The organism is Actinomadura decatromicini, from assembly GCF_008121305.1.
Lineage (GTDB): Bacteria > Actinomycetota > Actinomycetes > Streptosporangiales > Streptosporangiaceae > Spirillospora > Spirillospora syzygii.
In genome coordinates this window covers 146,468-171,002 of sequence record NZ_VSRQ01000002.1, presented here as the reverse complement: position 1 = coordinate 171,002, position 24,535 = coordinate 146,468, and the positions used below count along the sequence as shown (strand labels likewise).

20 protein-coding genes, 1 tRNA gene and 1 pseudogene are annotated in these 24,535 nt (G+C 72.8%); 7 read left to right on the top strand and 15 right to left on the bottom strand.

What is annotated here, in order from left to right; translation table 11 throughout:
• Window positions 1–33: 33 nt before the first annotated feature.
• The 3 genes from FXF68_RS42195 to FXF68_RS43710 all read right to left on the bottom strand — a co-directional run bounded on the left by FXF68_RS42195 (window position 34) and on the right by FXF68_RS43710 (window position 2,830).
• Entirely contained in the window at window positions 34–198 is a 165-nt protein-coding gene (locus FXF68_RS42195) for a hypothetical protein (RefSeq protein WP_187437808.1), read from the bottom strand.
• A 100-nt stretch (window positions 199–298) separates the two neighbouring features.
• Window positions 299–387, bottom strand: a tRNA-Ser gene (locus FXF68_RS08355).
• A gap of 85 nt (window positions 388–472) precedes the next feature.
• On the bottom strand, window positions 473–2,830 hold the full coding sequence (locus tag FXF68_RS43710; RefSeq protein WP_246178507.1) for a MinD/ParA family ATP-binding protein: 2,358 nt from the start codon (window positions 2,828–2,830) through the stop codon (window positions 473–475).
• 193 nt (window positions 2,831–3,023) lie between these two features.
• Between FXF68_RS43710 and FXF68_RS08345 the strand changes: the two genes are divergently transcribed.
• Together FXF68_RS08345 and FXF68_RS08340 are read left to right on the top strand one after the other, a co-directional pair.
• Complete coding sequence (locus tag FXF68_RS08345; protein WP_148758384.1) at window positions 3,024–3,983, top strand: NAD(P)H-quinone oxidoreductase; 960 nt, start codon at window positions 3,024–3,026, stop codon at window positions 3,981–3,983.
• A gap of 13 nt (window positions 3,984–3,996) precedes the next feature.
• The gene (locus tag FXF68_RS08340) at window positions 3,997–4,533 is read left to right on the top strand and encodes a bacterial proteasome activator family protein (protein WP_148758383.1); all 537 of its coding nucleotides are present in this window, start codon (window positions 3,997–3,999) and stop codon (window positions 4,531–4,533) included.
• Window positions 4,534–4,620: 87 nt separating this feature from the next.
• On the opposite strand, the gene FXF68_RS08335 is transcribed toward FXF68_RS08340, so the two are convergent.
• The 4 genes from FXF68_RS08335 to FXF68_RS08320 all read right to left on the bottom strand — a co-directional run bounded on the left by FXF68_RS08335 (window position 4,621) and on the right by FXF68_RS08320 (window position 9,362).
• Window positions 4,621–5,424, bottom strand: a complete 804-nt coding sequence (locus tag FXF68_RS08335; protein WP_148758382.1) for an HAD family hydrolase — start codon at window positions 5,422–5,424, stop codon at window positions 4,621–4,623.
• Window positions 5,425–5,550: 126 nt separating this feature from the next.
• Window positions 5,551–6,810, bottom strand: a complete 1,260-nt coding sequence (gene serS / locus FXF68_RS08330; RefSeq protein ID WP_148758381.1) for a serine--tRNA ligase — start codon at window positions 6,808–6,810, stop codon at window positions 5,551–5,553.
• 87 nt (window positions 6,811–6,897) lie between these two features.
• Complete coding sequence (locus FXF68_RS08325; protein WP_148758380.1) at window positions 6,898–7,704, bottom strand: class I SAM-dependent methyltransferase; 807 nt, start codon at window positions 7,702–7,704, stop codon at window positions 6,898–6,900.
• A 14-nt stretch (window positions 7,705–7,718) separates the two neighbouring features.
• Window positions 7,719–9,362: a hypothetical protein gene (locus tag FXF68_RS08320; RefSeq protein WP_148758379.1), complete on the bottom strand. Its 1,644-nt coding sequence runs from the start codon at window positions 9,360–9,362 to the stop codon at window positions 7,719–7,721.
• Between the two features lie 227 nt (window positions 9,363–9,589).
• Here FXF68_RS08320 and FXF68_RS08315 point away from each other — a divergent pair, with 227 nt between their 5' ends.
• Window positions 9,590–13,033: a glycosyltransferase gene (locus FXF68_RS08315; protein ID WP_148758378.1), complete on the top strand. Its 3,444-nt coding sequence runs from the start codon at window positions 9,590–9,592 to the stop codon at window positions 13,031–13,033.
• Window positions 13,034–13,049: 16 nt separating this feature from the next.
• Here FXF68_RS08315 and pheA read toward each other — a convergent pair whose 3' ends face one another.
• The 3 genes from pheA to FXF68_RS08300 all read right to left on the bottom strand — a co-directional run bounded on the left by pheA (window position 13,050) and on the right by FXF68_RS08300 (window position 15,885).
• Window positions 13,050–13,994 (bottom strand): prephenate dehydratase, encoded by a 945-nt coding sequence (gene pheA / locus FXF68_RS08310; protein WP_148758377.1) that lies wholly within the window; start codon window positions 13,992–13,994, stop codon window positions 13,050–13,052.
• 92 nt (window positions 13,995–14,086) lie between these two features.
• Window positions 14,087–14,551 (bottom strand): DUF4446 family protein, encoded by a 465-nt coding sequence (locus tag FXF68_RS08305; RefSeq protein ID WP_148759311.1) that lies wholly within the window; start codon window positions 14,549–14,551, stop codon window positions 14,087–14,089.
• Window positions 14,551–15,885 (bottom strand): glycosyltransferase 87 family protein, encoded by a 1,335-nt coding sequence (locus FXF68_RS08300; protein WP_246178505.1) that lies wholly within the window; start codon window positions 15,883–15,885, stop codon window positions 14,551–14,553. Before FXF68_RS08300 ends, FXF68_RS08305 begins: the two co-directional genes overlap by 1 nt.
• Window positions 15,886–15,939: 54 nt before the next feature.
• Between FXF68_RS08300 and FXF68_RS43705 the strand changes: the two genes are divergently transcribed.
• Window positions 15,940–18,180 carry a hypothetical protein gene (locus tag FXF68_RS43705; RefSeq protein ID WP_246178503.1) on the top strand — a complete coding sequence of 747 codons (2,241 nt, stop codon included), beginning with the start codon at window positions 15,940–15,942 and terminating at the stop codon, window positions 18,178–18,180.
• A 589-nt stretch (window positions 18,181–18,769) separates the two neighbouring features.
• Here the strand turns inward: FXF68_RS43705 and mptB are convergent.
• The 3 genes and pseudogenes from mptB to FXF68_RS08280 all read right to left on the bottom strand — a co-directional run.
• Window positions 18,770–19,426, bottom strand: a pseudogene (gene mptB, locus FXF68_RS44895) (polyprenol phosphomannose-dependent alpha 1,6 mannosyltransferase MptB); the annotation flags it as partial.
• A 314-nt stretch (window positions 19,427–19,740) separates the two neighbouring features.
• Window positions 19,741–20,490, bottom strand: a complete 750-nt coding sequence (locus tag FXF68_RS08285) for a glycosyltransferase family 2 protein (protein ID WP_148758375.1) — start codon at window positions 20,488–20,490, stop codon at window positions 19,741–19,743.
• A gap of 107 nt (window positions 20,491–20,597) precedes the next feature.
• Window positions 20,598–20,933: an STAS domain-containing protein gene (locus tag FXF68_RS08280; protein ID WP_148348283.1), complete on the bottom strand. Its 336-nt coding sequence runs from the start codon at window positions 20,931–20,933 to the stop codon at window positions 20,598–20,600.
• A 222-nt stretch (window positions 20,934–21,155) separates the two neighbouring features.
• Here FXF68_RS08280 and FXF68_RS08275 point away from each other — a divergent pair, with 222 nt between their 5' ends.
• Window positions 21,156–21,533 carry a hypothetical protein gene (locus FXF68_RS08275; RefSeq protein WP_067904051.1) on the top strand — a complete coding sequence of 126 codons (378 nt, stop codon included), beginning with the start codon at window positions 21,156–21,158 and terminating at the stop codon, window positions 21,531–21,533.
• Between the two features lie 19 nt (window positions 21,534–21,552).
• On the opposite strand, the gene FXF68_RS08270 is transcribed toward FXF68_RS08275, so the two are convergent.
• Together FXF68_RS08270 and FXF68_RS08265 are read right to left on the bottom strand one after the other, a co-directional pair.
• Window positions 21,553–22,668 carry a sensor histidine kinase gene (locus FXF68_RS08270; protein WP_148758374.1) on the bottom strand — a complete coding sequence of 372 codons (1,116 nt, stop codon included), beginning with the start codon at window positions 22,666–22,668 and terminating at the stop codon, window positions 21,553–21,555.
• The gene (locus tag FXF68_RS08265) at window positions 22,665–23,441 is read right to left on the bottom strand and encodes a response regulator (protein WP_281292164.1); all 777 of its coding nucleotides are present in this window, start codon (window positions 23,439–23,441) and stop codon (window positions 22,665–22,667) included. The genes FXF68_RS08270 and FXF68_RS08265 overlap by 4 nt, the downstream gene beginning before the upstream one ends.
• 121 nt (window positions 23,442–23,562) lie before the next feature.
• Here FXF68_RS08265 and FXF68_RS08260 point away from each other — a divergent pair, with 121 nt between their 5' ends.
• Both FXF68_RS08260 and FXF68_RS42190 read left to right on the top strand, forming a co-directional pair.
• Entirely contained in the window at window positions 23,563–24,258 is a 696-nt protein-coding gene (locus FXF68_RS08260) for a hypothetical protein (RefSeq protein WP_148758373.1), read from the top strand.
• A gap of 62 nt (window positions 24,259–24,320) precedes the next feature.
• Window positions 24,321–24,491, top strand: coding sequence for a hypothetical protein (locus FXF68_RS42190; protein WP_169809424.1), 171 nt, complete (start codon window positions 24,321–24,323; stop codon window positions 24,489–24,491).
• The last annotated feature ends 44 nt before the right edge of the window (window positions 24,492–24,535 follow it).

Below are 24,535 nucleotides of genomic sequence, written 5' to 3'. Positions count from 1 at the left end.
GGCCCGGGACGCCGGCCGCGTACGAACCGGACGCTAGAGGGCGACCGCCGCGACGACGAGGATCACGACGACGGCCACCACGGCGGCGACGCCGACGATGACCGCGACGTTCGGCCCGGACTTCTGCGGCTGGGCCTGGTTGGCGAAGTTCTGGAACTGGTGCGTGGTACCGGCCGGATCTTGGGGCGTCTCTGACATGCGGACGAGGGTAACGGATGGCATTCGTCCGAGACGGGCGGTTTGCCGGGTGGACATACCGCCCCCGGCGTTCAAGCGGCGGCGGCCGACCGCGTTCGAGCGGAGAGTGTGGGATTCGAACCCACGAGGACTGTCCCCAGCCCTGGGCGCTTTCAAGGCGCCTGCACTAGTCCACTATGCGAACTCTCCAGGGTGACCATCGCCAACGATAGCGGGCACGACGCGGTGGGTTCGACCGCATAACGAGGCTCGGGCCGCCCTCAGCCGCCGGAACTCAGGACGACCCGGGACGCTGGTACGCGAATCCGTCACCGACCACCGCGGCCAGGGTCAGGTACGCCTCGCGGGTCGCGGGGGCGAGCTGCTCAAGGTCGACCTCCGCGCCCTCTTCCAGGTGGTCGTCGTAGGGGATGCGGACGACGGCGCGGCAGCGGCTCTCGAAGTGCGCCTGGAGCTTGTCGAGGTCGACCTGGCTGCGGGTGCGGTTGCGGACCATCGACAGCACCACCACGCCGTTGCGGACGAGGTGCCCGTGGTCGTGCGCCTCCAGCCAGTCCAGCGTGGCGCTCGCGGAGCGGGCGCCGTCCACGGACGGGGAGCTGACCAGGACGAGCTGGTCGGCGAGGCTCAGCACACCCGCCATCGCGGAGTGCAGGAGGCCCGTCCCGCAGTCGGTGATGCAGATCGAGTAGTACTGCTCCAGGACCACGGCGACGGCGGCGTAGTCGTCCGCGCTGAACGCCTCGCTGACCGCCGGGTCGCGGTCGGACGCGAGCACTTCGAGCCGCGCGTTGTTCTGCGACGTGAACGCCCGGACGTCGGCGTACCGGTGGATCTGGTCGCGGTTGTTCAGCAGGTCGCGGACGGTCGCCGCGGTCTCCAGCTTGACCTTGTCGGAGAGCGTCCCGCGGTCGGGGTTCGCGTCGACGGCGATGACGGTGTCGCCGCGCAGCGAGCCCAGCATCGAGCCGAGCCCGGTCGTCGTGGTCGTCTTCCCGACGCCGCCCTTCAGCGACATGACGGCGACGCGGTGGTGGCCGCCCGCCACGGCCGTGCGGGCGCGGGCGATGAGGTCCTTGCGGCGCAGGTCGCCCTGCGACTCGCCGGGGTGGATGTTGCCCGCCGTCGCCTTGTAGACGGCCCGCCGCCAGCCCGAGGACGGCGCGATGCGGCGCTCGCCGAGCAGGTTCTCCGAACTGAGGCTGTCGGCGTTCTGCGGGTCCATCGGCGGCTGCTGCGGCGCCTGGCCGGGGTAGCCCTGCTGCTGCGGATACCCGTAACCCTGCGCGGGCTGCCCGGTGCTCGGGTCGACGGGCTGGTACGGCTGGCCCGTGCCGGGGTCGACCTGCGGCTGGTACGGCTGGCCCGTGCTGGGGTCGACCGGGGGGCCGTACTGCTGCTGAGGGGCCGCGTTGGGGTCCTGCTGGTACGGCTGGCCCGTGCTGGGGTCGATCGGGGCGGCGTACTGCTGTTGCGGGGCGGCGTTGGGGTCCTGCTGGTAGGGCGGGACCGCGGACGGGTCCAGCATCGGCGGGAACTGCTGCTGCTGGGCCGCCGTGGAGTTCGGGTGGTGCTGGTAGAGCTGACCCGTGTTGGGGTCGACCGGCGGATAGGGCCGGCCGGTGTCGGGGTCGCCGAACGGATACGGCTGCATGCCCGCGTTCGGGTCCTGCTGCTGATACGCCGGCCCGGCGACATTCGGGTCGCCCTGCGGGAACGGCGGCTGCCCGGGATTCGGATCGCCGGCCTGGAACGGCGGCTGCCCGGCGACGTTCGGGTCACCCGGCGAGAACGGCGGTTGACCGGCGTTCGGGTCGCCTGGCTGGAGCGGAGGCTGGCCCGCGTTCGGGTCCATCAGCGGGAACTGCGGCTGCCCCGCGTTCGGATCGCCCGGCTGGAACGGCGGTTGCCCCGCGTTGGGGTCGCCTGGCTGGAACGGCGGCTGGCCCGCGTTCGGGTCGCCTGGCGGGAACTGCGGCGGTCCGGCGTTCGGGTCGATGGGGGGGAACTGCTGGTACGAGGTGGCTTCCGGGTCTTGCTGGTATGGCGGGGCGGCTGCTTCCGCGTCCCCCGAGGGGAACGGGTCGGCCGCGTAGGGCGGGAGCTGGTCGAGCGGGGGAGCGGTGTTGCCGTTGGCGTCGTACGGCGACTGCTGCGGCGGATACGGCGGCTGCGGGACCTGCGCGGGGTCGTGCCCCTGGAAGCCGCCCGCACCCGGGTACGGCGGGGGCAGCATCCCTCCGTCGAACGGCTGCGGCATGGGCCCGCCGTCATAGGGCGGGGGCTGCGGCGGGCCGAAGCTCTCCGGCGGGTAGCCCTCCGGGGCCTGCTGGAACGCGGGCGGCGCGGAGAGCCACGGGTTGCCGCCCGGATCGCCCTGCGGGGACGGCGGGCCGCTCTCACCCGGCACGGGCGGCGGTGGCAGCGGCAGCGGCGGCGGCGCGTTCTCCTGCTCGGCGGGCGCCTGCCGAGGGACCTGTGGAGGGCCCTGCGGGGGACCCTGGGACGGGGACTGCGCCTCCGGCGGCCGTTCGCCCTCGGGTGCGGACTGCCCGGCGCCGTCGTCGCTCATCGCGTCGAGAGAGGCCAGCCGCTCCTCCAGGGAACGCCCGTCGTGCTCGTTCCTCGCCACCGTTCTTCCCCCTCGGGCACGCCTCTGATGATCAACACGGTGCAGGTGGGCGAATGGCCCCAAGGCAGGATACCCGTGTGCCAATACCACGCATCCACCGTGAAGATCGACGTTGACCCCGGGAAGCGGCCCCGGCGGGCGTCCCGGCCGGTGGGCGGTAGGCCCGTCCCGGACGCCCGGTAGCGTGGCCGGTATGCATGCGATCGTTATCCGCGAACCGGGCGACGCCGACGTCCTGACGTGGACGGAGGTCCCCGACCCGGCGCCGGGCCCGGACGAGGTGCTGATCGACGTGGCCGCGAGCGCCGTCAACCGCGCGGACGTCATGCAGCGCAAGGGCTTCTACCCGCCCCCCGAGGGCGCTCCCCCGTATCCGGGCCTTGAGGTGTCCGGACGGGTCGCCGAGCTGGGCGCGGACGTGACGTCCGGCCTGAGCGTCGGCGACGAGGTGTGCGCGCTGCTCAGCGGCGGCGGATACGCCGAGAAGGTCGCGGTGCCCGCCGGGCAGGTCCTCCCGGTGCCGCGCGGGATCGATCTGGTCGAGGCGGCCGGGCTGCCCGAGGTCGCCTGCACGGTGTGGTCGAACGTGTTCCAGCTCGGCGGGCTGCGCGCCGGGGAGACCCTGCTCGCGCACGGCGGCGGCAGCGGCATCGGCACGTTCGCGATCCAGCTCGCCAAGGCGCGCGGCGCCCGCGTGGTGACGACCGTCGGCAGCGCGGAGAAGGCGGTCCGCTGCCGCGAACTCGGCGCGGACGAGGCCGTCAACTACCGCGAGGACGACTTCGTCGAGCACGGCCCCTACGACGTGATCCTCGACCTGATCGGCGCGAAGTACCTGGCCCGCAACGTGGACGCGCTCGCCGTCGGCGGCCGTCTCATGGTGATCGGGCTGCAGGGCGGCGCGCGGGCGGAGCTGGACCTCGGGAAGCTGCTGGGCAAGCGCGCGGCCGTCCACGCGACGACGCTGCGGGCCCGTCCGGCGGACGAGAAGGCGGCGATCGTGACGGGCGTCCGCGAGCACGTGTGGCCGCTGCTGGAGGCGGGACGGATCCGGACGGTCGTCGACCGCCGGGTCCCGATGGCCGACGCGGCGGCCGCGCACCGGGCGCTCGAAGACAGCGTTCACGTCGGCAAGATCCTGCTGACCGTGTGAGGATGGGGAGTTTATGAGCGAGCCTTCGAAGAACCAGTCAGAACAGGAGCCGCAGGTGCTCGTCGTCGGCCCGAACGGCATCGCCGTCGAGGGCGGCGGGGGCGAGTCCGAGGGCAAGTCCGTCACGGACATGGTGGAGCAGCCCGCGAAGGTGATGCGGATCGGCGGCATGATCCGGCAGCTGCTGGACGAGGTGAAGGCCGCCCCCCTCGACGAGGCGAGCCGCGCCCGGCTGCGCGAGATCCACAAGTCGTCCATCAAGGAGCTCGAGGACGGTCTCGCGCCCGAGCTGGTCGAGGAGCTGGAACGGCTGTCGCTGCCGTTCACCGAGGGCGTCGTGCCGAGCGAGGGCGAGCTGCGGATCGCGCAGGCCCAGCTCGTCGGCTGGCTGGAGGGCCTGTTCCACGGCATCCAGACGACCCTGTTCGCCCAGCAGATGGCGGCCCGCGCGCAGTTGGAGCAGATGCGCCGCGCCCTGCCCGCCGGGATGGTCCCCCCGACCGCCGACGAGGAAGGCCCCGGCCACCGCGCCTCCGGCCCCTACCTGTAGACGTCCGTAAGAAACGGCCGCACCCCCCGAAGGGGTGCGGCCGTTCTCATGCGGTCGTTCTCATACCGCCGGTCTCATACCGCCGGTCTACGGGTAGAGGCGTTCGAGGATCTCGGCGACGCCGTCGTCGTCGTTCGCGGACGTCTTGTGCGTGACGGCCGCCAGCACCAGCGGATGCGCGTTCGCCACCCCGTACGAGACGCCCGCCCAGGTGAGCATCGGCAGGTCGTTGGGCATGTCGCCGAAGGCCGTCACGTCGGCGGGCCCGAAGCCGTGCTCGGCGCACAGCGCCGCGAGCGCGCTCGCCTTCGTGACGCCGTGCGCGCTCATCTCCAGCAGGGCCCGCTTGGACGAGTGCGTCACCGTCACCAGGTCGCCGACCGCCTCGACGGCCGTCGCGGACAGCAGATCGGGGTCGCCGGTCGGGTCGAAGGCGAGCAGCTTGGTGCCGCTGCGGTCGGCGAGGTCGGCCGGGTCGACCGAGCGGCCGCCGAGGGCCTCGACGTCCAGCCGTTCGAGGTCGTAGGTGGACTCGAACACGAACCCGGTCGGGTGCTCGACCGCGAACCGCAGGCCGGGCGCGACGGCGCGCAGCCGCCCCACCGCCTCCTCGATCACCGCGGGCGGGATCTCCCGCGTCTCCAGGACGGTCTCGGTGTGCAGGTCGTACAGGACGGCGCCGTTCGCGCAGATGGCGACGCCGTGGTGGCCCGCGGCCGCCGCGACGTCCGCCATCCAGCGCGGCGGCCGGCCGGTGACCATGACGAGCATCGCCCCGGCCCGCTCGACGCGGGCGAGGGCGGCGGCGGTCCGGGGTGAGATCGTTCCATCGGAGCGCACGACCGTCCCGTCGAGGTCAGTGGCGATCACACGCGGCGAAGGCTGGCTCATGTCCCCTTTGTATTGCATCCTCCGCCACTTTTGTCCCCTGGGGCCCTTCAAGGTGGCGAAACGCGCACACGCCGACGTCCCACTAGGTCAATGGTGAGGGTCGCTGGTTCCGGGTCTGGGCCGCGGTCAGCGCTTGACGGGCTCCAGGACGTCCAGGCCGATGAACTTGCGGAGCGCCTCGGGGACGCGGACCGTCCCGTCGGCCCGCTGGTGGTTCTCCAGGATCGCGACCATCCAGCGGGTGGTGGCGAGCGTCCCGTTCAGGGTCGCGACCGGGCGGCTCTTGCCGTCCGCGTCCCGGTAGCGCACCGACAGGCGCCGGGCCTGGAACTCGGTGCAGTTGGACGTGGACGTCACCTCGCGGTACGTGCCCTGCGACGGCACCCACGCCTCGCAGTCGTACTTGCGGGCCGCGCTGGCGCCGAGGTCGCCCGCCGCGACGTCGATCACCCGGTACGGGATCTCGACCTTGGCGAGCATCTCCTTCTCCCACTCCAGCAGCCGCAGGTGCTCGGCGTGCGCGTCGTCGGGCTCGCAGTAGGAGAACATCTCCACCTTGTCGAACTGGTGGACGCGGATGATGCCGCGCGTGTCCTTGCCGTAGGAGCCCGCCTCGCGGCGGAAGCAGGACGACCAGGCCGCGTACCGCCGCGGCAGCCCGTCGATGATTTCGTCCATGTGGTAGGCGGCGAGCGGGACCTCGGACGTGCCGACGAGGTACAGCTCGTCCTGCGGCAGCTGGTAGACCTCGGCGGCGTGCGCGCCGAGGAACCCGGTGCCCTCCATCGCCTCCGGCTTCACCAGGACGGGCGGGTACATCGGCACGAACCCGGCCGCGACGGCCTGCTCGACCGCGAGGTTGAGCAGCGCGTACTGGAGCCGCGCGCCGACGCCCGTCAGGTAGTAGAACCGCGCGCCGGACACCTTCGCGCCGCGCTCCATGTCGATCGCGCCGAGGCTCTCGCCGAGCTCCAGGTGGTCCTTCGGCTCGAAGTCGAACCCGGGCGGCTCGCCGACGTGCTCCAGGACGACGTAGTCCTGCTCGCCGCCGGGCGGGGCGCCGTCCTCGATGAGGTTCGGGACGTCCTTCAGCACCGCGTCGAGCTCGTCGCCGAGCCGGTCGGCCTCGGCCTCGGCGTCCTTGACCTGCTGCGCCAGCTCCTTGGCCCGGGTCAGGAGTCGCTGCCGCTCCTCGCCTTGCGCCTTCGACACCGACTTGCCGAAACTCTTCTGCTCGGACCGCAGCCGCTCGAACGAGGTGAGCGCCGAGCGGCGCCTCCCGTCGAGGTCGAGCAGGCGGTCGACGACGGCGTCGTCCGCGCCGCGGGCGCGCTGGGACGCGCGCAGCCGGTCAGGGTCCTCTCGAAGAGCGCGAAGGTCGATCACAGATGCGAGGCTACCGGCTGGAGGCGGCGCGCCGCGCGGGAGTATCGCGTCCGCGCGCCGCCTGGCGGGCCGCGCTCAGGGGGGTGCTCAGCGGGCGCCGCTGGCCAGCAGCGCGTGCGCGGGCAGCGCGACCTTCCCGTCCTCCGTGGCGTAGCCGGACACGATGCGGTCGTAGGCGTCCTTGACGCGCTGGACGGTGGGCGCGTCCTGTCGTCCGACGATGACGCCGTTGGTGCCGACCCTGGAGAGGGCGCCCGTCTCCCACCATTCCTCCGGGTCGACGACGTGCTCCCACGTCACCTCCTCGACGGCCACGCCCGCGAATCCCGCCGCCGCGACCAGCCGCCGGAACGCCGCGGCCTCGCCGTACTCCATGAACGGCGGGTCGGGGATGTCGTCCGGGACGGGCACGCCCGCCGCGTCGAGCGCCTCCCGGACGATCCCGAGCGCCCCGCTGCCCGGCATCACCCAGCAGCTCAGCGCGAGCCGCCCGCCGGGCCGCAGCACCCGCCGCAGCTCGGCGAGCGCCGCGTCGGGCGAGCCCACGTGGTTGATGACGAAGTTGCCCGCGACGGCGTCGAACGTCCCGCCGTCGAACGGGACCTCGGGCAGGACGGCGACGCGCACGTCCAGCCCGGGGACGTTCCGGCGCGCCGTCTCCGCCATGTCCGGGTCGGCGTCGAGCGCGGTCGCCTCCGCGCCGCGCCGGACGGCTTCGCGGGACACGAATCCGGGCCCCGTCCCGACTTCGAGGAACCGCGTCCCGGGCGCGACGCCCGCGGCGTCCAGCAGCGGTTCCACCAGATGACGGGTGAGCCGGGCGAACCCCCGCTCGTAGGCGGCGGCCCGTCCGGCCCACAGTTCCCGTTCGTAGAGATCGAAGTCGTCAGCCACCCGCGCAGCCTATGTCAGCGCACGTCCACGTAGTCGGTCGGTGCGTTCGACCCCAGGTAGTTGCCGCTCTCCAGGAAGCGGGCCATCCAGGTCCCGTCCTTGGTCGCCTTGAAGGTCTTCTTGAACCAGCCGTTGGTCGCGGTCTTCGTGTCGGCCATCTTCGTCCAACCGGACGATCCGGCGGGCTTGAAGTAGACGGCCACGGGCGCGTTCGGCGCGGGCCCCGCCACGGCCTGGAACCGGTTGAGCAGCCCCTGGACGGTGATGGTCTTGCCCTTCGCCACCGGCTCCGGGGAGGCGTTGAAGTTGTAGATCTCCGTCCGGTACTTGACGTCGACGAAGCGCGACTCGGTCACGGCCGGGGCGCTGAGCGCGCTGCCGGGGTACCGGGCGCGCCAGTAGGCGTCCTTGGTGACGGCCTTGTCGGCGCCGAAGTAGACGCTCCCCTCACCGTCGAGAGTCGCGGTCTCCCAGGTCTTCCACGTCTTGTCGTCGAAGGAGTACTCCAGGTACACCGGCTGCTTCGTCTCGGTGAGGATGCCGGGCGAGAGGTCCAGCCGCACGCTCGCGACGAAGGGGTCGCCGTACGGGAAGGGGCTGGGGTTCTTGTCCGTTTCGAAGTCGACGAGCTTCGAGCCGTTCCCGACCCACATCAACCCCAGGTCCGCGTCGCTCCCGACGAGGAACCCGCTGTCCCCGGCGTGGACGGTCGGGAAGGCGGACTTGCCGGGCTCCGGCCCCGCCTTGAAGGTGATCTTGTAGGTGCCGTCAGCGCCGGTCACGCCCATGGGATGCGTCTGGGCCATGTCGGACGGGATGTCGACCGACACCGTGGCGCCGACCGCGGGGACGGTCCCCGTGGACCCGTGCCGGACGACCTTGCCCTCCACCGTGATCTCCGCGCCGGGCGCGACGGCCGGTCCCGGGGCGCGCTTCGCCGTCACCTCGGTGGTCTGCTTGGTCACGGTCAGGGGCGCGGTTCCGCCCCGTCCGCACAGCGGTCCCTGGGCGGGGACGTTGGCGGTCGCCCTCGGCGCGCCGGTGTACCGCATCGTGAACGTGCCGTCCGCGCCGGTCGTCGCGGTGTTGGGGGACGTCGTGCCGTCCGGGCGCTGGGACGTCGGCCCGTTCACCGTCGCGTTCGGCGCGGGCTGCGGCGCCGACTCGCCGTCGGTCTGGAACATGGCCCGGCCGCGGAGCGTCACGTCCTGGTGCTCGACGTCGATGGCGGCGGGCGAGGCGGTGAGGTCCGCGATGGTCGTCGTGTAGCAGTCGTTGAAGTTGGACCACTTGGAGTAGGAGTGCGTGTCCCTCGTGGTGATCAGTACTTCGACGACCGTCAGCCCGGGGTGGGCGTTGATGTCGGTCTGGTAGTCGGTCTGCCAGACGCCGTCGTTATCCGTGCCCTCGGTCCGCTGGAGCGGGACGGTGGCGTAGGGCTCCGCCGACGTCGACTTGTAGCGCATCTTCGCGACGACGCCCGTCACGCCGCTCGGCGACTTGGCGCTCAGCTTGATGCGGGCGACCCGGTCCTTGCTGAGCCGGTCGAACGTCAGCGTGAGCCAGGAGTCGGTGACGTCCGCCTCGGCGGTCGCGGGGACGAGGAAAGACGCCGCCGCGAGTACGGCGGTGGCTAGCAGGGCGGACGATCGGCGCACGGCGCAACCTTTCCACTGAGCACTGGTACACGGGAGACGCTCAAGATCGCGATCCGTTGCACCGCCCAAGATCACAGTTCGGTCACCGTACCGAGGGTGGGATTCGCGGGCCGGATGAAGGTCCGGGAACCGAGCCTTGGAATTGCTCTTTCGGGGCCGTTCGGCGTGCCTTTATCCGCCGTCTCGTCCTGTGGTCCCGGCAGGTCGGCTGGGGTATAACGGCGGTGATGGAATCCGAGGGCGAAGCTGTTCTTGATCTTGGTGACGGGCGGCGGCGGGAAGCCGCGGACGAACTGTGGGCGCACCGCGGCGCGGCGGTGATCACCGGGATCTCCGGGGTCGGCAAGTCCCTCCAACTCGTGAAACCGCTGTTGAGCCGCTATTTGAAGGAATGCCGGAGGCCGGTCGTCAGCATCGACGTCCCGGAGCGATCGACCGACATGGAGCAGGAGATCGTCGACCTGCTCATGGACGGGCTCGTCCTTCCGGAGGGCGGCGGCGCCGCGCCGGAAATCGCGCCGGGACGCGGATTCAAGGCCGTCGTCCGCGAGTTGCTGAAACAGCGGGTGCTCGTCGTGATCGACGAGTTCCAGCGGCTCCTGGACGCCGACAAGCGGCCGCGCGAGCCGTTCGGGTCGGCGCTCGCCGAGTCGGCGCGGGCGCCCGGGAACGAGGGCGGGCTGTGGCTGGTTTCCAATCAGCATCTCGACGCCCTGTGGACCCAGCCTTTCCATCCGGTCGAACTGCCCGCCCCCGTGGTCGAGGAGGGTGTGCGCATCGTCCTCGGGCACCTCAGAACGGCGGACGCCGCGACGAGGTTTCCGGAATCCCGCAGAACGGAGACCGTGAAACGGCTCGGCCAAAACCCCCGCGTGCTGCATTTGCTGGGTTCCCTTTTGCGCCGCTACACATTGGACGAGCTGCTCGGCCTGCCTTCTGAGGAAATCCCCGAGGACGAACTCGTCGACACGATCGAACGGGGGCTGGTGGCCAAGGCCACCGAAGGGCTCGCCGACGATGAGCGCCAAGCCCTGCGCAGGCTGTCGGTCCTGCCGGCGGGATTCGAGCAGAAACAGGCCGAAGCCCTGGTCACCGATTTCAGAGGACGGCTCCGGGAGCTTCGCTACCGCTATCTGATGGAGCCGACGCAGGACAGGCCGCCCAGGTACCAGTTGCACCCGGCCGTCCGGGAGGCGGAGAACGCCTTTCTGCGCCGGGACCAGCGGGCGTGGCGGTCGGCGCACCGCGCGGCCGGGCAGTGGTACGCGGCCAGGCTCAAGCGGTCCGACGCCAAGGAGCGGTCCGTCGCCCTTTCCGGCGCGTTCTTCCATCTGCGGGAGGCGGGCGCGGAGCAGGAGCTGGCCGACGCGATCGCGGCCGCCCGCGCCGAGATCGAATGGCGTTACGGCGGGGACAGGCGCCATATCGTCCCCGAGTCGGCGCGGGAGCGCGACGCGCGCATCGAGCTGCTGGCCGAGTACTTGGCCGAGCCGGGGGCGCCGGGCGTGGAGTACCACATGGCGCGGCTGCTCCAGGAACGGTTCCGCGAGACCGGCGACTCGCAGGACGGCGAGCGGGCGCTATTCCACGCCGAGCGGGCGGCGACGGGCTGGCCGACCGGTTCGGCGGTTCCGTGGGTCATGTGGATGAAGCTCGTGACCGAGGTCAGGGGCTTCGCCGACGCCGAGGAGGTCGGCCGCCGGGCGCTGGCCCACAAGCCGTACGTCAATGAGCAGAGATTCGCCGTCTACATGCAGTTGAGCATTTACCTCACCGCGCAGGAACGGGTCGAGGAATCGGTCGCGGAACTGCGCAAGGGGTGCGCGGAGTCGAAAGCGGCCGACCAGCGGCGCCTGGCCGATCAGGCGGTGCTGTACGCGGCGGCCGAGCCGTCCGATGATCTGCTGCGCCGCACGCGCGACTGGCTCAAGGGCTCGGGCGTGCTCGACTACCAGGCGCGGCTGGCCGAGATCCTGTTGCTCCAGCATGAGGGGAGGTGGCGCGAGTCGGCGGATCTGGCGCGCCAGAGCAGGACGGTGTTCCCGAAGCCGTACCTGCACTTCCCCGTTTACGAGGCGATCGGGCGGATCGGCGCGGGCGATCCGGCGGCCGGGCTCGACGTGCTCCGGCGGGCCCGGATTCCCGACAGCCAGCGCTCCTCGCACAAGTCGGAGTTCCGTGAGGGAAAGGCGTGGCTGCGGGCGCTCGCGGCCTTGCAGAGCGGGGAACTGGAGGAGGCGTCCCGTTTCCTGGGCATCTACCTCGGAACGGCGCACCCGCCGACCGAGGCCGAAGAAATCAGAGCGACGCTGCTGACCGAATGGGACACCCGCGTGGCGATCCCCGGCGAGGCCACGCCCTCGTTCATCACGCCGATCCTCCCGGCGTCCGTCACCGGGACTTCGGAGAGCGTGAGGCGTCCGCAGTACGGGCCGCGCGTCCTGGACGACCCCGACCCCGACAACGGCGCCGACCGGAGGCAGGTCGTGCTCGCGGTGGCGACGGAATGGTCGTCGAGCCACGGCGGGCTGAGCACTTTCAACCGGCAGCTCTGCGCCGCGCTGGCCCGCTCCGGAATGCGGGTGTTCTGCATGACGCCCAACCCGAGGCTGAGGGAGATCACGAACGCGGCGGCTCTGAACGTCAAACTCATCAACCCGGCGGAGAACGAGTGGTACGAGTCCGAGCTGGAGGTGCTGAACGACCGCCCGGACGGCCTCGAAGACCTCGAACCGGACTTCGTCATCGGCCACGGCCGCGTCACCGGCCCGGCCGCCAAGGCCCAGGCCGACCGTTTCCCGAGGGCCAAGCGGCTGCATTTCATCCATGTCGCGCCGGAGGAGATCGACTGGTTCAAACCCGACCGCGCAGAGGGCGCCCGGGACATCGCCGCCGTGGCGGAGTCACGGCAGCGGCTCGAAGTGGACCTCGCGCGCGGCGCCCATCGCGGCTTCGCCGTGGGCGAGCGTCTCCACCAGCGTTACGCGCGCTACGTGTCCTCGCCCGGAAAGGCCCAGCTGGCGCGGCTGGACCCCGGATTCGACGCCGCCGACCTGACCCCTCGCGAGGCCCCGCCGGGCAAGCCCATCGTGCTGGTCTTCGGCCGCGTCGAGGACGCGACCCTGAAGGGCGTCGACCTGGCCGCCCGCGCGATCGGCGCGGCCGCCGGGGCGCTGCGGGAGAGCCGGGCCGCGACCGAGGTCGAACTGATCGTCCGCGGCGTCCCGGAGGACTCGTCCGAGGAGCTGCGCAGGAAGATCATCGAGTGGGCCGAACAGCCGTCGCTGCTGGTGACCCCGCGGGTCTACTCGGCGAACGAGCAGCGCCTCGCCGCCGACCTGGAGACCGCGAACCTGGTGTTGATGCCGTCCAGGGCCGAGGGGTTCGGGCTGGTCGGGATGGAGGCGATCATCGCGGGGACGCCCGTCCTCGTCAGCGGGAAGAGCGGGCTCGCCGACCTCCTCTGGGAGCACCTGGGCGACGAGGCCCGGCACATCGTGGTCCCGATGTACAAGAGCGAGGCCGAGAACACCGCCGAATGGGCGCGCAAGATCCAGCACGTCCTCGAAGACCCCGAGACGGCGTTCGCCCGCGCGACGAAGATCCGCCGCGTCCTCGCGGAGAAGTGGACGTGGTCGATGGCGATCGAGAGCCTGAAAGCCGAACTCTGACCCGCGGCCTTGAGGGTCAGGAGTGCGGCGAGCCCGTGCGGACGGCGTCGAGCCAGGCGGCGGCCTCGGTGAAGTCGTCGTCGTGGGTGCCGCGCCGGATCTCCGGACGAACCCGGTCGGCGCGCGGATACGAGCCGACGAAGCGGACGTCCGAGCAGACGCGCCGCAGCCCCATCAGGGCCTCGCCGACGCGGGCGTCCGCGACATGGCCCTCGAAGTCCATCCAGAACAGGTAGGAGCCGAGCCCCGCGCCCGTGGGCCGCGACTGGATCAGCGTCAGGTTGATCCCCCGGACGGAGAACTCGGTGAGGATCTCCAGCAGCGCGCCCGGGTGGTCTTCGCCGATGAACGCGACGACGGTCGTCTTGTCCATCCCGGTCGGGGCGGGCGGAGTGCACGGACGGTGCAGCGCGACGAACCGGGTGACGGCGTCGGACACGTCGTGGATGTCCTCGGCGAGGACGGACAGCCCGTACCGGGCGGCGGCGAACGACCCGGCGAGGGCCGCGTCGTAGTGCCCGTCCGCCACGTGCTGCGCGGCCTCGGCGTTGGACGTCGCGGCGCGCCACTCGGCGTCCGGGACGTTCTCGGCGAGCCAGCGGCGGCACTGCGGCTGCGCGATCGGGTGGGACGCGACCGTCTTGATGTCGGCGAGCGACGTCCCCGGCCGGACGAGCAGCGCGAACGACACCGGCAGGTGGATCTCCCCGACGATCTGGAGCGGCTCGCCGGTGGCCAGCTCGTCCAGCGTGGTCGGCACGGAGCCCTCGACGGAGTTCTCCAGCGCGACGACGGCGGTGTCGGCGTCCCCGCGGCGCAGCGCGTCCAGGACGGCGGGGACCGTCGCGTACGGGACCAGCTCGGCGTCCGCCGCGCCCGGCAGGGTCAGCAGGGCGGCCTCGGTGAACGTGCCCCGCGGACCCAGGAAGGCGTAGCGCGCTGGCCTGTTCTCTGCGGTCACGGTGTCTCCGGTGTCTCAGGATGCCTCGCGGGACGGGAGCTGAGGCGAGGTGAGACAACGAGTCTACTGCCCTCGGCGGGGCGGGCTGTTTCTCAGGCGCGGGCGGTGGACGTTCGGTCGCCGCTGCCGTTGCCGAAGTCGGGCAGCGGGTCGTCCATGGACACGATCGGGCCCTTGCCCAGCCGGGCCGCGCGCAGGGCCTGGTTCTCCTCGGGCGAGAGCATCTCGACCGCGTGCCCGGCCTGGACGACCTTGGCGTAGGTCCGCGTCTCGGTGCGCCCGTTGATCGAGCTGATCACGACCCCGTCCCCGACCGCGTTGATCAGGGCGAGCGAGAACGACCGGTGCCCGGACATCTCCTTGAGCGCGTCGTAGTGCACGATCGCGAGATCGCGCAGCGCGCGTTCGTCGACCGACCCGCTGGCCAGTTGGAGCTGGCGCCTGAGCATTTCCCCGCACTCGTCGACGACCTGGTTCACCCGGTTGTGCGCGACCACGGCGATCGACAGCCCCGCCACCCCCGCGATCAGGCCGGCGACGGCCACCGCGACAAGCATCACGGGCTGAGCGTACCCACCCCGACCTCGGGGCGCGAAGGATCTGCCCGAGCGGCCCCCGGTTCGAGGCGGTTCACGAGCCATGTCCCGAGGACGACGATCGAGGCCAGCGCCGCGAGACCGAACAGATCGCGGACGACCTGGCCCGCGAAAACCGCCAGCGTGGAGTGTTCCGGGCCGATCAGCCCGCGGCCCCACCACGGCACCGGGAACAGGAACAGCAGCCAGACCGCGCCCGCGAACAGACATCTTCGCGTGTCCCGGCCATCCCCGGCCAAAGCCCCGACAACCGCGATCATCCACACGAGGTGGTGAATCCACCCCACCGGGGACAGGACGACCGACAGCAGCCCGACGATCGCCACCGACGCCAGCAGCAGGCTGGACGACCCCGGCCCGTCCGGGAGCCGGTCGGCCGCCCACGCGGCGCGCCGCGCCCACCGGAACCCGAGACACGCGACGGCCAGCGCCAGAACCAGCCACAGCAGCGTCCGCGCCGGGCCCTCGGGCAGCATCCGCGCGACGATCCCCTGGATGGCCTGGTTGGTGGTGCCGTCGACGGCGCCCGTCCGGTCGCCGCCCTGGAGCAGCGCCCCGAACCAGTAGTCGGACGAGTCGGACGGCAGCAGCGCGAACCCGCCAAGCGTCGCCGCCGCCGCGGTGAGCAGCGAGTTGACCAGGGCGTCCCGGCGTCCGGTGAGCAGGAAGTAGATCAGGAAGACGCCCGGCACCAGCTTGATCGCGACGGCGAGGCCGACGAGGACGCCGCGCGGCCAGCGCGGCTCGCGGGCGCAGCAGTCGGCCAGGCACATCGCGAGCAGGAACAGCCCGACCTGCCCGAACCGGAACTGGTCGCGGACGGGATCGAGCCACGCCATCGCCGCCACCAGCGCGCCCGTGGCGAGCGGCGCCCAGCGTCCGGTCCGGCGGATCAGGTCGCGGAAGGCGTACCGGACCGAGATGGCGAGCGCGACGCAGATGAGGCCCGTCCAGACGAGCTGGGCCGCGCGCCACGGCAGGAGCGTGAACGGGACGGCCAGCGCCGCCGCGATCGGCGGGTACGTGAACGGCAGCAACTGCGGCGGCTGCGTCAGGAAGTCGTAGAGCGGCGCCCCGCGCAGCACCGCCCGCCCGCCCTCCCGGTACACCTCCAGGTCGACGAGCCGTTGGTCGGGCTCGTTGCCGAGCCAGCGCGTCACGATCGGGGCCAGCGCCGCCGCGGCGACCGCGGTCCCGGCGAAGATGATCAGCCCTCGAACCCACGTCCCGCGCCGTGTGAGAGCGTGCGAGAACCCCGCCCCGGGCAGGGCTCGGCGCGCTTCGGGACCGTCCACAGCCCGCAGGATATTGCCACTCAGTGGTCGAAAGCCTCTTGTAGCCTTTGCGCCATGACTTCGCGGGGGCGCAGGATCGCCATGTTCCTCGGCGTCCTGGGCACGGTCCTCGCCGGGTTCGTGTGGCCCGCCGGCGCCCAGGCGGCCCCCGTGCGGGCTCCCGCGCGGGGCGCGGCCGCCGGCCAGGTCGTGATCATCGGGGTGCCGGGCCTGATGTGGAGCGACATCGACAAGGAGAAGACGCCCGCGCTGTGGGGGCTCGCGGGCGCGGGCTCCACCGCCGGGCTCAGCGTCCGGACGACCCGCGTGAACACGTGCCCGACCGACGGCTGGCTGACGCTGTCGGCGGGGCAGCGGTCCCGGCTGCCGCACGGCGACTGCGCGCTCCCGGCCGCCCCGGTCCTGCCGGGTCAGCGGTCGCCCACCGTCCCGCCGGAGGGCGGGGCCGTCGCGGCGGGCTGGCCCGCCATCAAGAGCGACAACGCCGACACCAACTACCACGCGCAGATCGGGCTGCTCGGCGACGCCGTCCACGCGGCGGGCGGCTGCACCACGGCGGTCGGGCCCGGCGCGGTGTTCGGGGTCGGCAACGGCGGCGGGCAGGTCGACCACTACGTCGCGTCGCCCGACAAGGTCACCGCCGCCGACTGGGCGCGCTGCACGCTCACCGCCGTCGACGTGGATGACCTGTTCCGCGCCTACATCAACGCCGGGGTCGACCCGAAGGGCGAGCAGGTCCCGCTGTCGGAGCACAAGCGCGCCGCCGCCGCGAACGCCGCCGACAGGCGGGTCGGGCAGGTCCTGAGCGGCCTCCCGGCCGGGACGACGGTCCTCGTCGCGGGCCTCTCCGACATCGGCGTCGACCCGCACCTGCGCGTCGCCATCGCGAAGGGCGCCGGGTTCGGCCCCGGATACATGCGGTCCAGCGCGACCCGGCAGGACGGCCTCGTCACGCTCACCGACCTGACCGCGACGACGCTGAAACTGCTCGGCGTCCGGCAGCCCAAGCAGGCCGTCGGGTCGGCCTGGCGCGACCAGCCGTCCAGCGACTCGACGCAAGACCGGGTGGAGTCCCTCGAAGACCAGGACGTGGCGGCGCAGGCGATCCGCAGCGTCCAGACGTCGTTCTACTGGGTGCTGTTCGCGACGCAGCTCGTCCTCTACGGGATCGCTGCGCTGGTGCTGCGCAGGCTCGGCGGCGACCGCCGGTCCCGGGCGCGGATCCTCGGCGGCACCCGCGTGATCGCGCTGCTCGGCGGCGCGGTGCCGGGCGCGTCGTTCCTCGCCGGGCTGATGCCGTGGTGGCGGGCCGAGCACGCGACGCCCGTGCTGATCTGCACCGTCCTCGGGTTCAGCGGGCTGCTGACCGGGGTCGCGCTCGCCGGTCCGTGGCGGCGCTCGGCGTTCGCCCCCGGCCTGGTGATCACCGGGGTGACCGCGCTGGTCCTCGCGCTGGACGTGATGACCGGCTCGCGCCTCCAGCTCAACACGCTGATGGGCTACACGGCGCTCGTCGCCGGACGCTTCTACGGCTTCGGCAACCAGGCGTTCTCGCTGTTCGCCGTCGCCGCGATCCTCACCGCGGCGTGGCTGACGGAGTTCCCGCTGCGCGCCGGACGCCGCACGGTCGCGGTGGGAGTCATCGCCGCGATCGGCGCGTTCGCGATCGCCATCGACGGGCTCCCGGCATGGGGCAGCGACTTCGGCGGCGTCCTCGCGATGGTCCCGGCGTTCGCGATGCTCGGCCTGATGGTGACCGGACGCCGCGTCTCCCCGCTCAAGCTCGGCCTGTTCTGCCTGGCGGGCGCGGCGCTGGTGCTGATCATCTCGTACGTGAACTCGCGCAGCGCGAACCCGACGCACCTCGGCCGCTTCTGGCAGGACCTCATGGACGGCGACGCCTGGGGCGTCATCGTCCGCAAGTTCAACGCCATGCTGAACAGCCTCGGGTACTGGCCGTTCACGCTGCCGCTCGCCGCCGCGATCGGGTTCCTGTTCTTCGTCCTGGCGCGGCCGAACCGGTGGCGGGTGTCGCTGCTCCAGCGCGCCTACGAGCACTGCGTGACGATGCGCCCGGCGCTGCTGTGCGCGCTGACGGTCGGCGTCATCGGGATGCTGGTGAACGACTCCGGCGTCGTGATCCTGTCGGTGGCGTTCAGCCTGGCGACCCCGCTGATGCTCGCCGCGGGCGTCCGGGCGCTGGAGATCGACCTGAGGAACGAAGACTCTGGATCACCAGCGCCGTCACGATCGCCACGAGCGTCCACGGGATCACCGTCGGCCGAACGACGGTGAACAGCCAGGACAGGTCGTCCGGCAGGCCGATCCGGGCGGGCGCGCGGGCGGGCAGGTAGGCGAGGCTGAGCGCGGCGGTGTGCGCGAGCAGGATCCAGTCGACGCCGGTCAGCGGCAGCAGCGCCAGCAGCGCCCAGCCGAACCCGTCGTACCAGGGCAGCGCGTAGGGCGCGGCGAGCAGCCAGGCGAGGACGAGCGCGACCGTGACCCGGCGGCTCGCCGCGTCCGGGGCCTCGGGGTCGTCCTTCGGCAGCGCGCGGACGAGCAGCGCGAACAGCACGAGCCCGGCGAGCAGCGCGCCCGCCTTGATCACGTTGCGCTGGGAGCCGCGGCCGAGGCCCTCGTCGAGCAGGTGCCAGGGCGTCGCGAACGACACCATGTCGCTCGCCTCCCGGACCCGGTCGAGCGCGTGCGGCCCGGCGAACAGGTAGGACAGCGCGGCGACCGCCCCGGCGCCGACGCCGAGCGCGGCCAGCGCGGCGAGCGGCCGGGCCCCCCGCTTCCACGAGCCCTGCTTCCACGAGCCCCGCTTCCACGAGCCCTGCTTCCACGACCCGCGGTCCCGCCACGTGTCGCGCAGCAGCGCCCAGGCGGGCCCGCCCGCGACGAGCACGGCGGGCAGCTTGACGGCGGTGCCCACCCCGGCGAGGACGCCCGCGGCGAGCGCCCGCGCCCAGCCGGGACCCGTCCGGCTCCCGAACACGGCGAGCGCGGCGACCACCGGCGCGATCGCGAGGACGTCGTTGTGCGCGCCCGAGATCAACTGGAACAGGACGAGCGGGTTGCACGTCCACAGCAGGGCCGTCCGCAGCCGCCGCTCCTCGCTCCGCGCCGTCCGGTAGAGGATCAGCGCCGTCACCGCGAACGCGAGCGTGTTCACCACCGACAGGACGAACACCGTCAGCCGGACCGACCCGTTGCCGATCCACGCCGCGACCGCCTGCTCGCCGGTGGCGATGGGCCCGTAGACGGACGGGGTCGTCCGCCATTCCTCGGGCGCCCCGGCGACCGGGTCCTGCGGCAGGTCGACGGCGCGGGTGGCGTACGGGTCGTGCCCGGTCGCCGCCATCCGCCCGTAGGACGCGTAGTTGAGGTGGTCGGTCGACCCGACCGGCGGCATCGCCATGAACGCGACGGCGGCGAGCAGCCCGGCCACGACGACCGGCAGCGCCCGCACCCGCCAGCCCCGCCGGACGGCGACGAAGCACAGCGCGAGCCCCGCCGTGCTCGCCAGCACCCCGGCCACGACGAGCCCGATCACGACGTACGGCGACGGGTGGACGCTCAGCGCGTACGGCGGCTCCGCGCGGGAGCCGTCCAGCGCGGGCTGGAACACCGACGGGCCGAGCAGCGCGGTGCCGAGGAAGCACGCGAGCCCGGCCCCGATCCCGCAGAGCCCGGCGAAGCCGCAGCGCCCGCCGTCCCCGCCGAGCCCGCCAACACGACCGAGCCCGCCAACACGGCCGAGCCCGCCAACACGACCGAGCCCGCCAACACGGCCGAGCCCGGCGAGGCGGCCGAGGCCGGTGACGCGGCCGCGTCCGCCCGTGCCGAGTCGGGTCACCGGCGACCGCGCAGGCCGTCCAGCCGCCGGGTCGCCGCCTGCACCAGCGGTGTCACCGCGGGCTCGCGGACGGAGAGCGCTCTCGCGACGTCCCGGAACTGGCGGGCGCGGTGCAGTTGGGAGCGCCAGTCGGTGCCGGTGGCGCGGTGCGCGAGCGGCACCTCCACCTCCGTCACCCGGAAGCCCTGGCGGAGCAGGTCGATGGTCAGCGCGGTCTCGACGCCGAACCCGGCGGCGAGCGGGAGCGCGGCGTCGAACGCGGCGCGGGTCAGGCAGCGCTGCCCGTTCAGCGGGGCGGTCGCCTCCCAGCCGGTGGCGCGGCGGATGCCGTCCCGGGACAGCTTCACGACGAACCCGTGCCCGCCGAGCTTCACCGTGGTCGTGAACACCGCGATGGTCATGTCGGCCTCGCCCGCCCGGACGGGTGCGACGAGCGGCGCGGCCTCGCGCGCGGTGTCGGCGAGGTCGGCGTCGAGGAACAGCAGGTGGCGGGGCTGGTCGCGGCCCTCGTCCAGCAGCCGGACGGCCTCCGCGCCGCTCTCCATCGCGGCGCCCTTGCCGCGGTTGCGGGAGTGCCGGACGACCCGGGCGCCGGCGTCCCGGGCGACGCGCCCGGTGCCGTCGGACGAGCCGTCGTCGACCACCACGACGAGGTCGGCGCCGGGAAGCTCGTGTGCGGCCTTGACGGTGGCCGAGATGCGGTCGGCCTCGTCCTTGGCGGGGATGATCACCGCTACGTCCTGCATATCGGCGATCGTAGTCGGCGGCGGACGTGGAACGGGGCGAGCGGAGGGGAACGGTCTCAGCCGTTACCGCCGCGTCGGACGGACGACAGCCGGACGACGGGTGGAGTTCAGCCGGCGTCCAGCGCGGGCGCGGCGTCGGTCACGGTGAACACGGTGTCGAGCCCGGTGACCTGGAGGATGCGCTTCACCGCCGGGCGCGGGGCGGCGAGGTCGAGCGCGCCGCCCTGCTCCTTGAGCCGCTTCATGGCCGCGAGCAGGACGTTCATGCCGGTCGAATCGCAGAACTCGACGCCGCTGAGGTCGACCGTGATCCGGTCGACCCGGTCGCGCAGCAGCCCGGCGAGGGCGGCCTGCAGCCTCGGCGCGGTGTAGAGGTCGAGCTCACCGGTCGCCGTGACGACGGCGTGACCCTCCTGAGACGCGGTCGAAACGTTTAGCTCCACGTCCGGCACACTATCTCGGGAACGGCCCGCGGGCCAGACAGTTCGCCAAGTCCCCTGCGGGACGGGCGTGTCGCCGTGCGGGCGGTCCCGTACGCTTTGTGAACTACGCACCGTGATGCCATTGTTCCGCGCCGGTCGGCGTCCGCGCCGCTCCTCCGCGTCCGGTTCGGCGATATCCCGGTTCCCGTCCCGTGAGACCGCCGATTAGGGGAGGCTGGACACGTGCAACACCGGCATGGGCAAGAGGCCGATCCCAGAGAGACCCGGCTCCGCGAGCGCCTTGAGACGATCCGGTCGCGTTCGGCGAAGTCGAGCCCGTGGCGGTCGTCCACCCAGTACCTGAGCCGCCTGGTGAACCAGAACGGTTTCGTCCCGGTCAAGACCCGCCTGTCCCGCGAGGACATCGCCTTCCTCGCGGGCGCGCGCGAGGACGTCCTCGCCTTCGCCGAGCTCGGCGTCCGGCTGCTCGACCTGCACCGGCCGCAGGAGGCGGGCGGCATCAGCAGCGACCCCGACAACCCGATCCGCCGCTGCCGCGCCTGCATGTCCCGCTGGCCCTGCCCCACCTTCCGCACCATGGCCGAGACCCTCGACCCCTGATCTCCGGCCCGGTTCCGGGTCAGGCCGTCACGGGGAGGGTGATCTCGAAGCGGCAGCCGGGGCCGTCGTTGGCGACGCCGATGCGTCCGGCGTGGGCCTCGACGATGCCGCGGGCGATCGCGAGGCCGAGCCCGGCGCCGCCGCCGGGGGTGCGGGCCGCCTCGCCGCGGAACGCGACGTCGAACACGCGCGGCAGGTCGTCCTCGGGGATGCCGCCGCAGGCGTCCGCGACCGTCACCCGCGCCTCCCCGCCGTGGACCTCGCCGATGACCTCGACGGTGCCGTCGCTCGGCGTGTGCCTGATCGCGTTGACGACGAGGTTGCGCAGGGCACGGCCGAACTCGCCGCTGTCCACCTGGAGGGGCAGCCCCTCCCGGACGTCGCCGCGCAGCCGGACGCCCTTCGCCCGCGCCAGCGCCTCCGCGCCCGCCACCGCCTCCGCGACCAGGTCGGCGAGGCCGACGCGGCGCCGCGACAGCCGCAGCGCCCCGGCGTGGATGCGGGACAGCTCGAACAGGTCGTCCACCATCTCGGCCAGCCGCTCCGACTCGACGCGGATCCGCCCGTGGTAGCGCCGGACGGTGTCCGCGTCGGAGACGACCTCGTCCTCCAGGGCCTCGGCCATGGCGCGCAGGCCCGCGAGCGGGGTGCGCAGGTCGTGGCTCACCCAGGCGACCAGCTCCCGGCGGCTCGCCTCCAGCGCCTGCTCGCGCTCGTGGGCGGCGGCGAGCCGCGCGTAGGCGGCCTCCAGCTCGCGCGACAGCTCGGCCAGCTCGGCGGGCAGCCGCGCGGCCGGCGGGCGGAACCGGTCCGCGCGGACGGCCTCGACCAGCGTCCGGTTCGCGGCGACGAGACGGCGTCCGAGCAGCACCGACACCGCCATCGCGACCAGCCCGGCGGACGTCACCACGGCCAGCACCACCGACCGGTCGTGATCGTTCAGCAGCATCAGGAACGAGATCACGAGGATGCCGGAGATCGTCGCGAGCACGGTCGCCGCGCCCACCACGATGAGCTGGGTGGCGACCGACCGTCCGCGCAGCCCGTACAGGACGGCGAGCGCGACGGCCGCGACGGCCAGCGCCGCGAGGGCCGCGCAGAAGACGACGTAGAGCAGGTCGTCGAAGGGGATCATGCGCCGTCCTCCGCCGGGTCCGCAGGGGCCGCCGGGTCCGCCGGGTCCGCGGGCTCGTAGCGGTAGCCGACGCCCCAGACGGTGACGATCCGGCGCGGGGCGGCCGGGTCGTCCTCGATCTTCTCGCGCAGGCGGCGGACGTGCACGGTGACCGTGGAGGCGTCGCCGAACGTCCACTCCCAGACCCGTTCGAGGAGGTCCTCGCGGGTGAACGCCTGGCGCGGGCGGCGCAGCAGGAACGCCAGCAGGTCGAACTCGCGGGACGTGAGCGCCAGCCGCCCGCCGCGCAGCCGCGCCTCGTGCGCGCCGACGTCCACGACGAGGTCGCCGTCGTAAAGCGGGGGCTCGGGCGGGGCGTCCGGGCGGGCGTCCCGGGACGGCTCCCGGTAGGCGCCGCGCGCCCGGCGGAGCACCGACCGGACGCGCAGCGCCAGCTCGCGCGGGCTGAACGGCTTCGTGACGTAGTCGTCCGCGCCGGTCTCCAGCCCGACGAGCCGGTCGGTCTCCGTGCCGAGCGCCGTCAGCATCACGATCGGGACGGCCGAGGTCTCGCGGAGCCTGCGGCACACTTCGAGACCGTCCATGCCGGGCAGCATCAGGTCGAGGACGACGAGGTCGGGCCGTTCGGCGCGGGCCCTGCGCAGGGCGGACGGGCCGTCCGCGACGCAGGTCACCGCGTGCCCGTCGCGGGCCAGGTAACGGGCGACGACGTCGGCCACGGTGGGGTCGTCGTCCACCACGAGGACGCGACCGGCATGGCTCACGGAGTTCACGCCCACACGCTACGGCCGGACGGGCGGCTTCCATCAGCCCGTCATGACCCTGTAAGAAACGGCCTCGCCGCGCGCCGCGGCGGGTCTCGCGGGCCGGGACGATCATCGCTTTAATGTCCCGATGGCTCCTCCCCCTCCCGCGGCGGCCCGTCCCATGGGCGCCCGTCCCGCGACCTCGGCCTTCGGGGTGATCGCCCTCATCCTGGTCGGCGGCGCGGCCGCCACCGTCATCGGCGCGGTCATGATGTACGCCCGCCTTTACGAGTCCCCGACGCTGATCGGGATGCGGCAGTCGACCGCCTACTACGCGCTGCTGTGCGCGCTGGTCGGGCTGGTCACGGGTGCGGGGGTCATGCTGACCCGGCCGCGCGGGCCGGTCGCGCCGATCTTCGCCGTGGTCGCCGGGTACGTCGCGCTCTACGTCGGCATCCGGATCGGCGTCCTCGGGTACGCGTTCGGCCACGGGTCGGTGCCGTTCCGGTTCGTCACCGAGCTGATGAAGCCGCGGTTCGAGGCGTGGCACCTGCTGGCGCCGTTCATGGCCGGGGCGGTCGCCGGGCTCCGGACGCTGATGGTCGCGGGCGGCACCGCGCCGCGCCGGCCCGCCGGGCAGGCGTTCGGGCAGCCTTTCGGGCAGCCCGGCGGGTACGGGCAGCCGGGCGCGTACGGTCCGGGCGGGCAGGGGCGGCCCGCGCCCCAGTTCCCCGGGCAGCCGCCCGTTCCGGGGCAGCCCGCGCCCTACCAGGCCCCGGGGGCGGGTCAGGGTCCGTATCCGGGGCCGCCTCAGGGTGGGCCTCGGCCGAACGGCGGGTTCTGACCGGGGCCAGGCTCGTCCCCCAGGGTGATGACCGTCCCCGGACCAGCGCATAGGTTGTACGCATGGGTAAGACAATCCTGACCGTTCTCGGCGTCATCCTCGCGATCTGGCTCGTGATGGCCGTCATCGGCTCGATCCTGTCGATGCTGAAGTTCTTCTTCTTCATCGGCCTCGTCGCCGTCGTGGTGGTGCTCGCCGTGACCGCGGTCTCCAAGATGTCCAAAAGCCACTAGCCGAGGGGCGTCCGCCTCTTGCCGGGCCCTCGCCGGTGACCGCA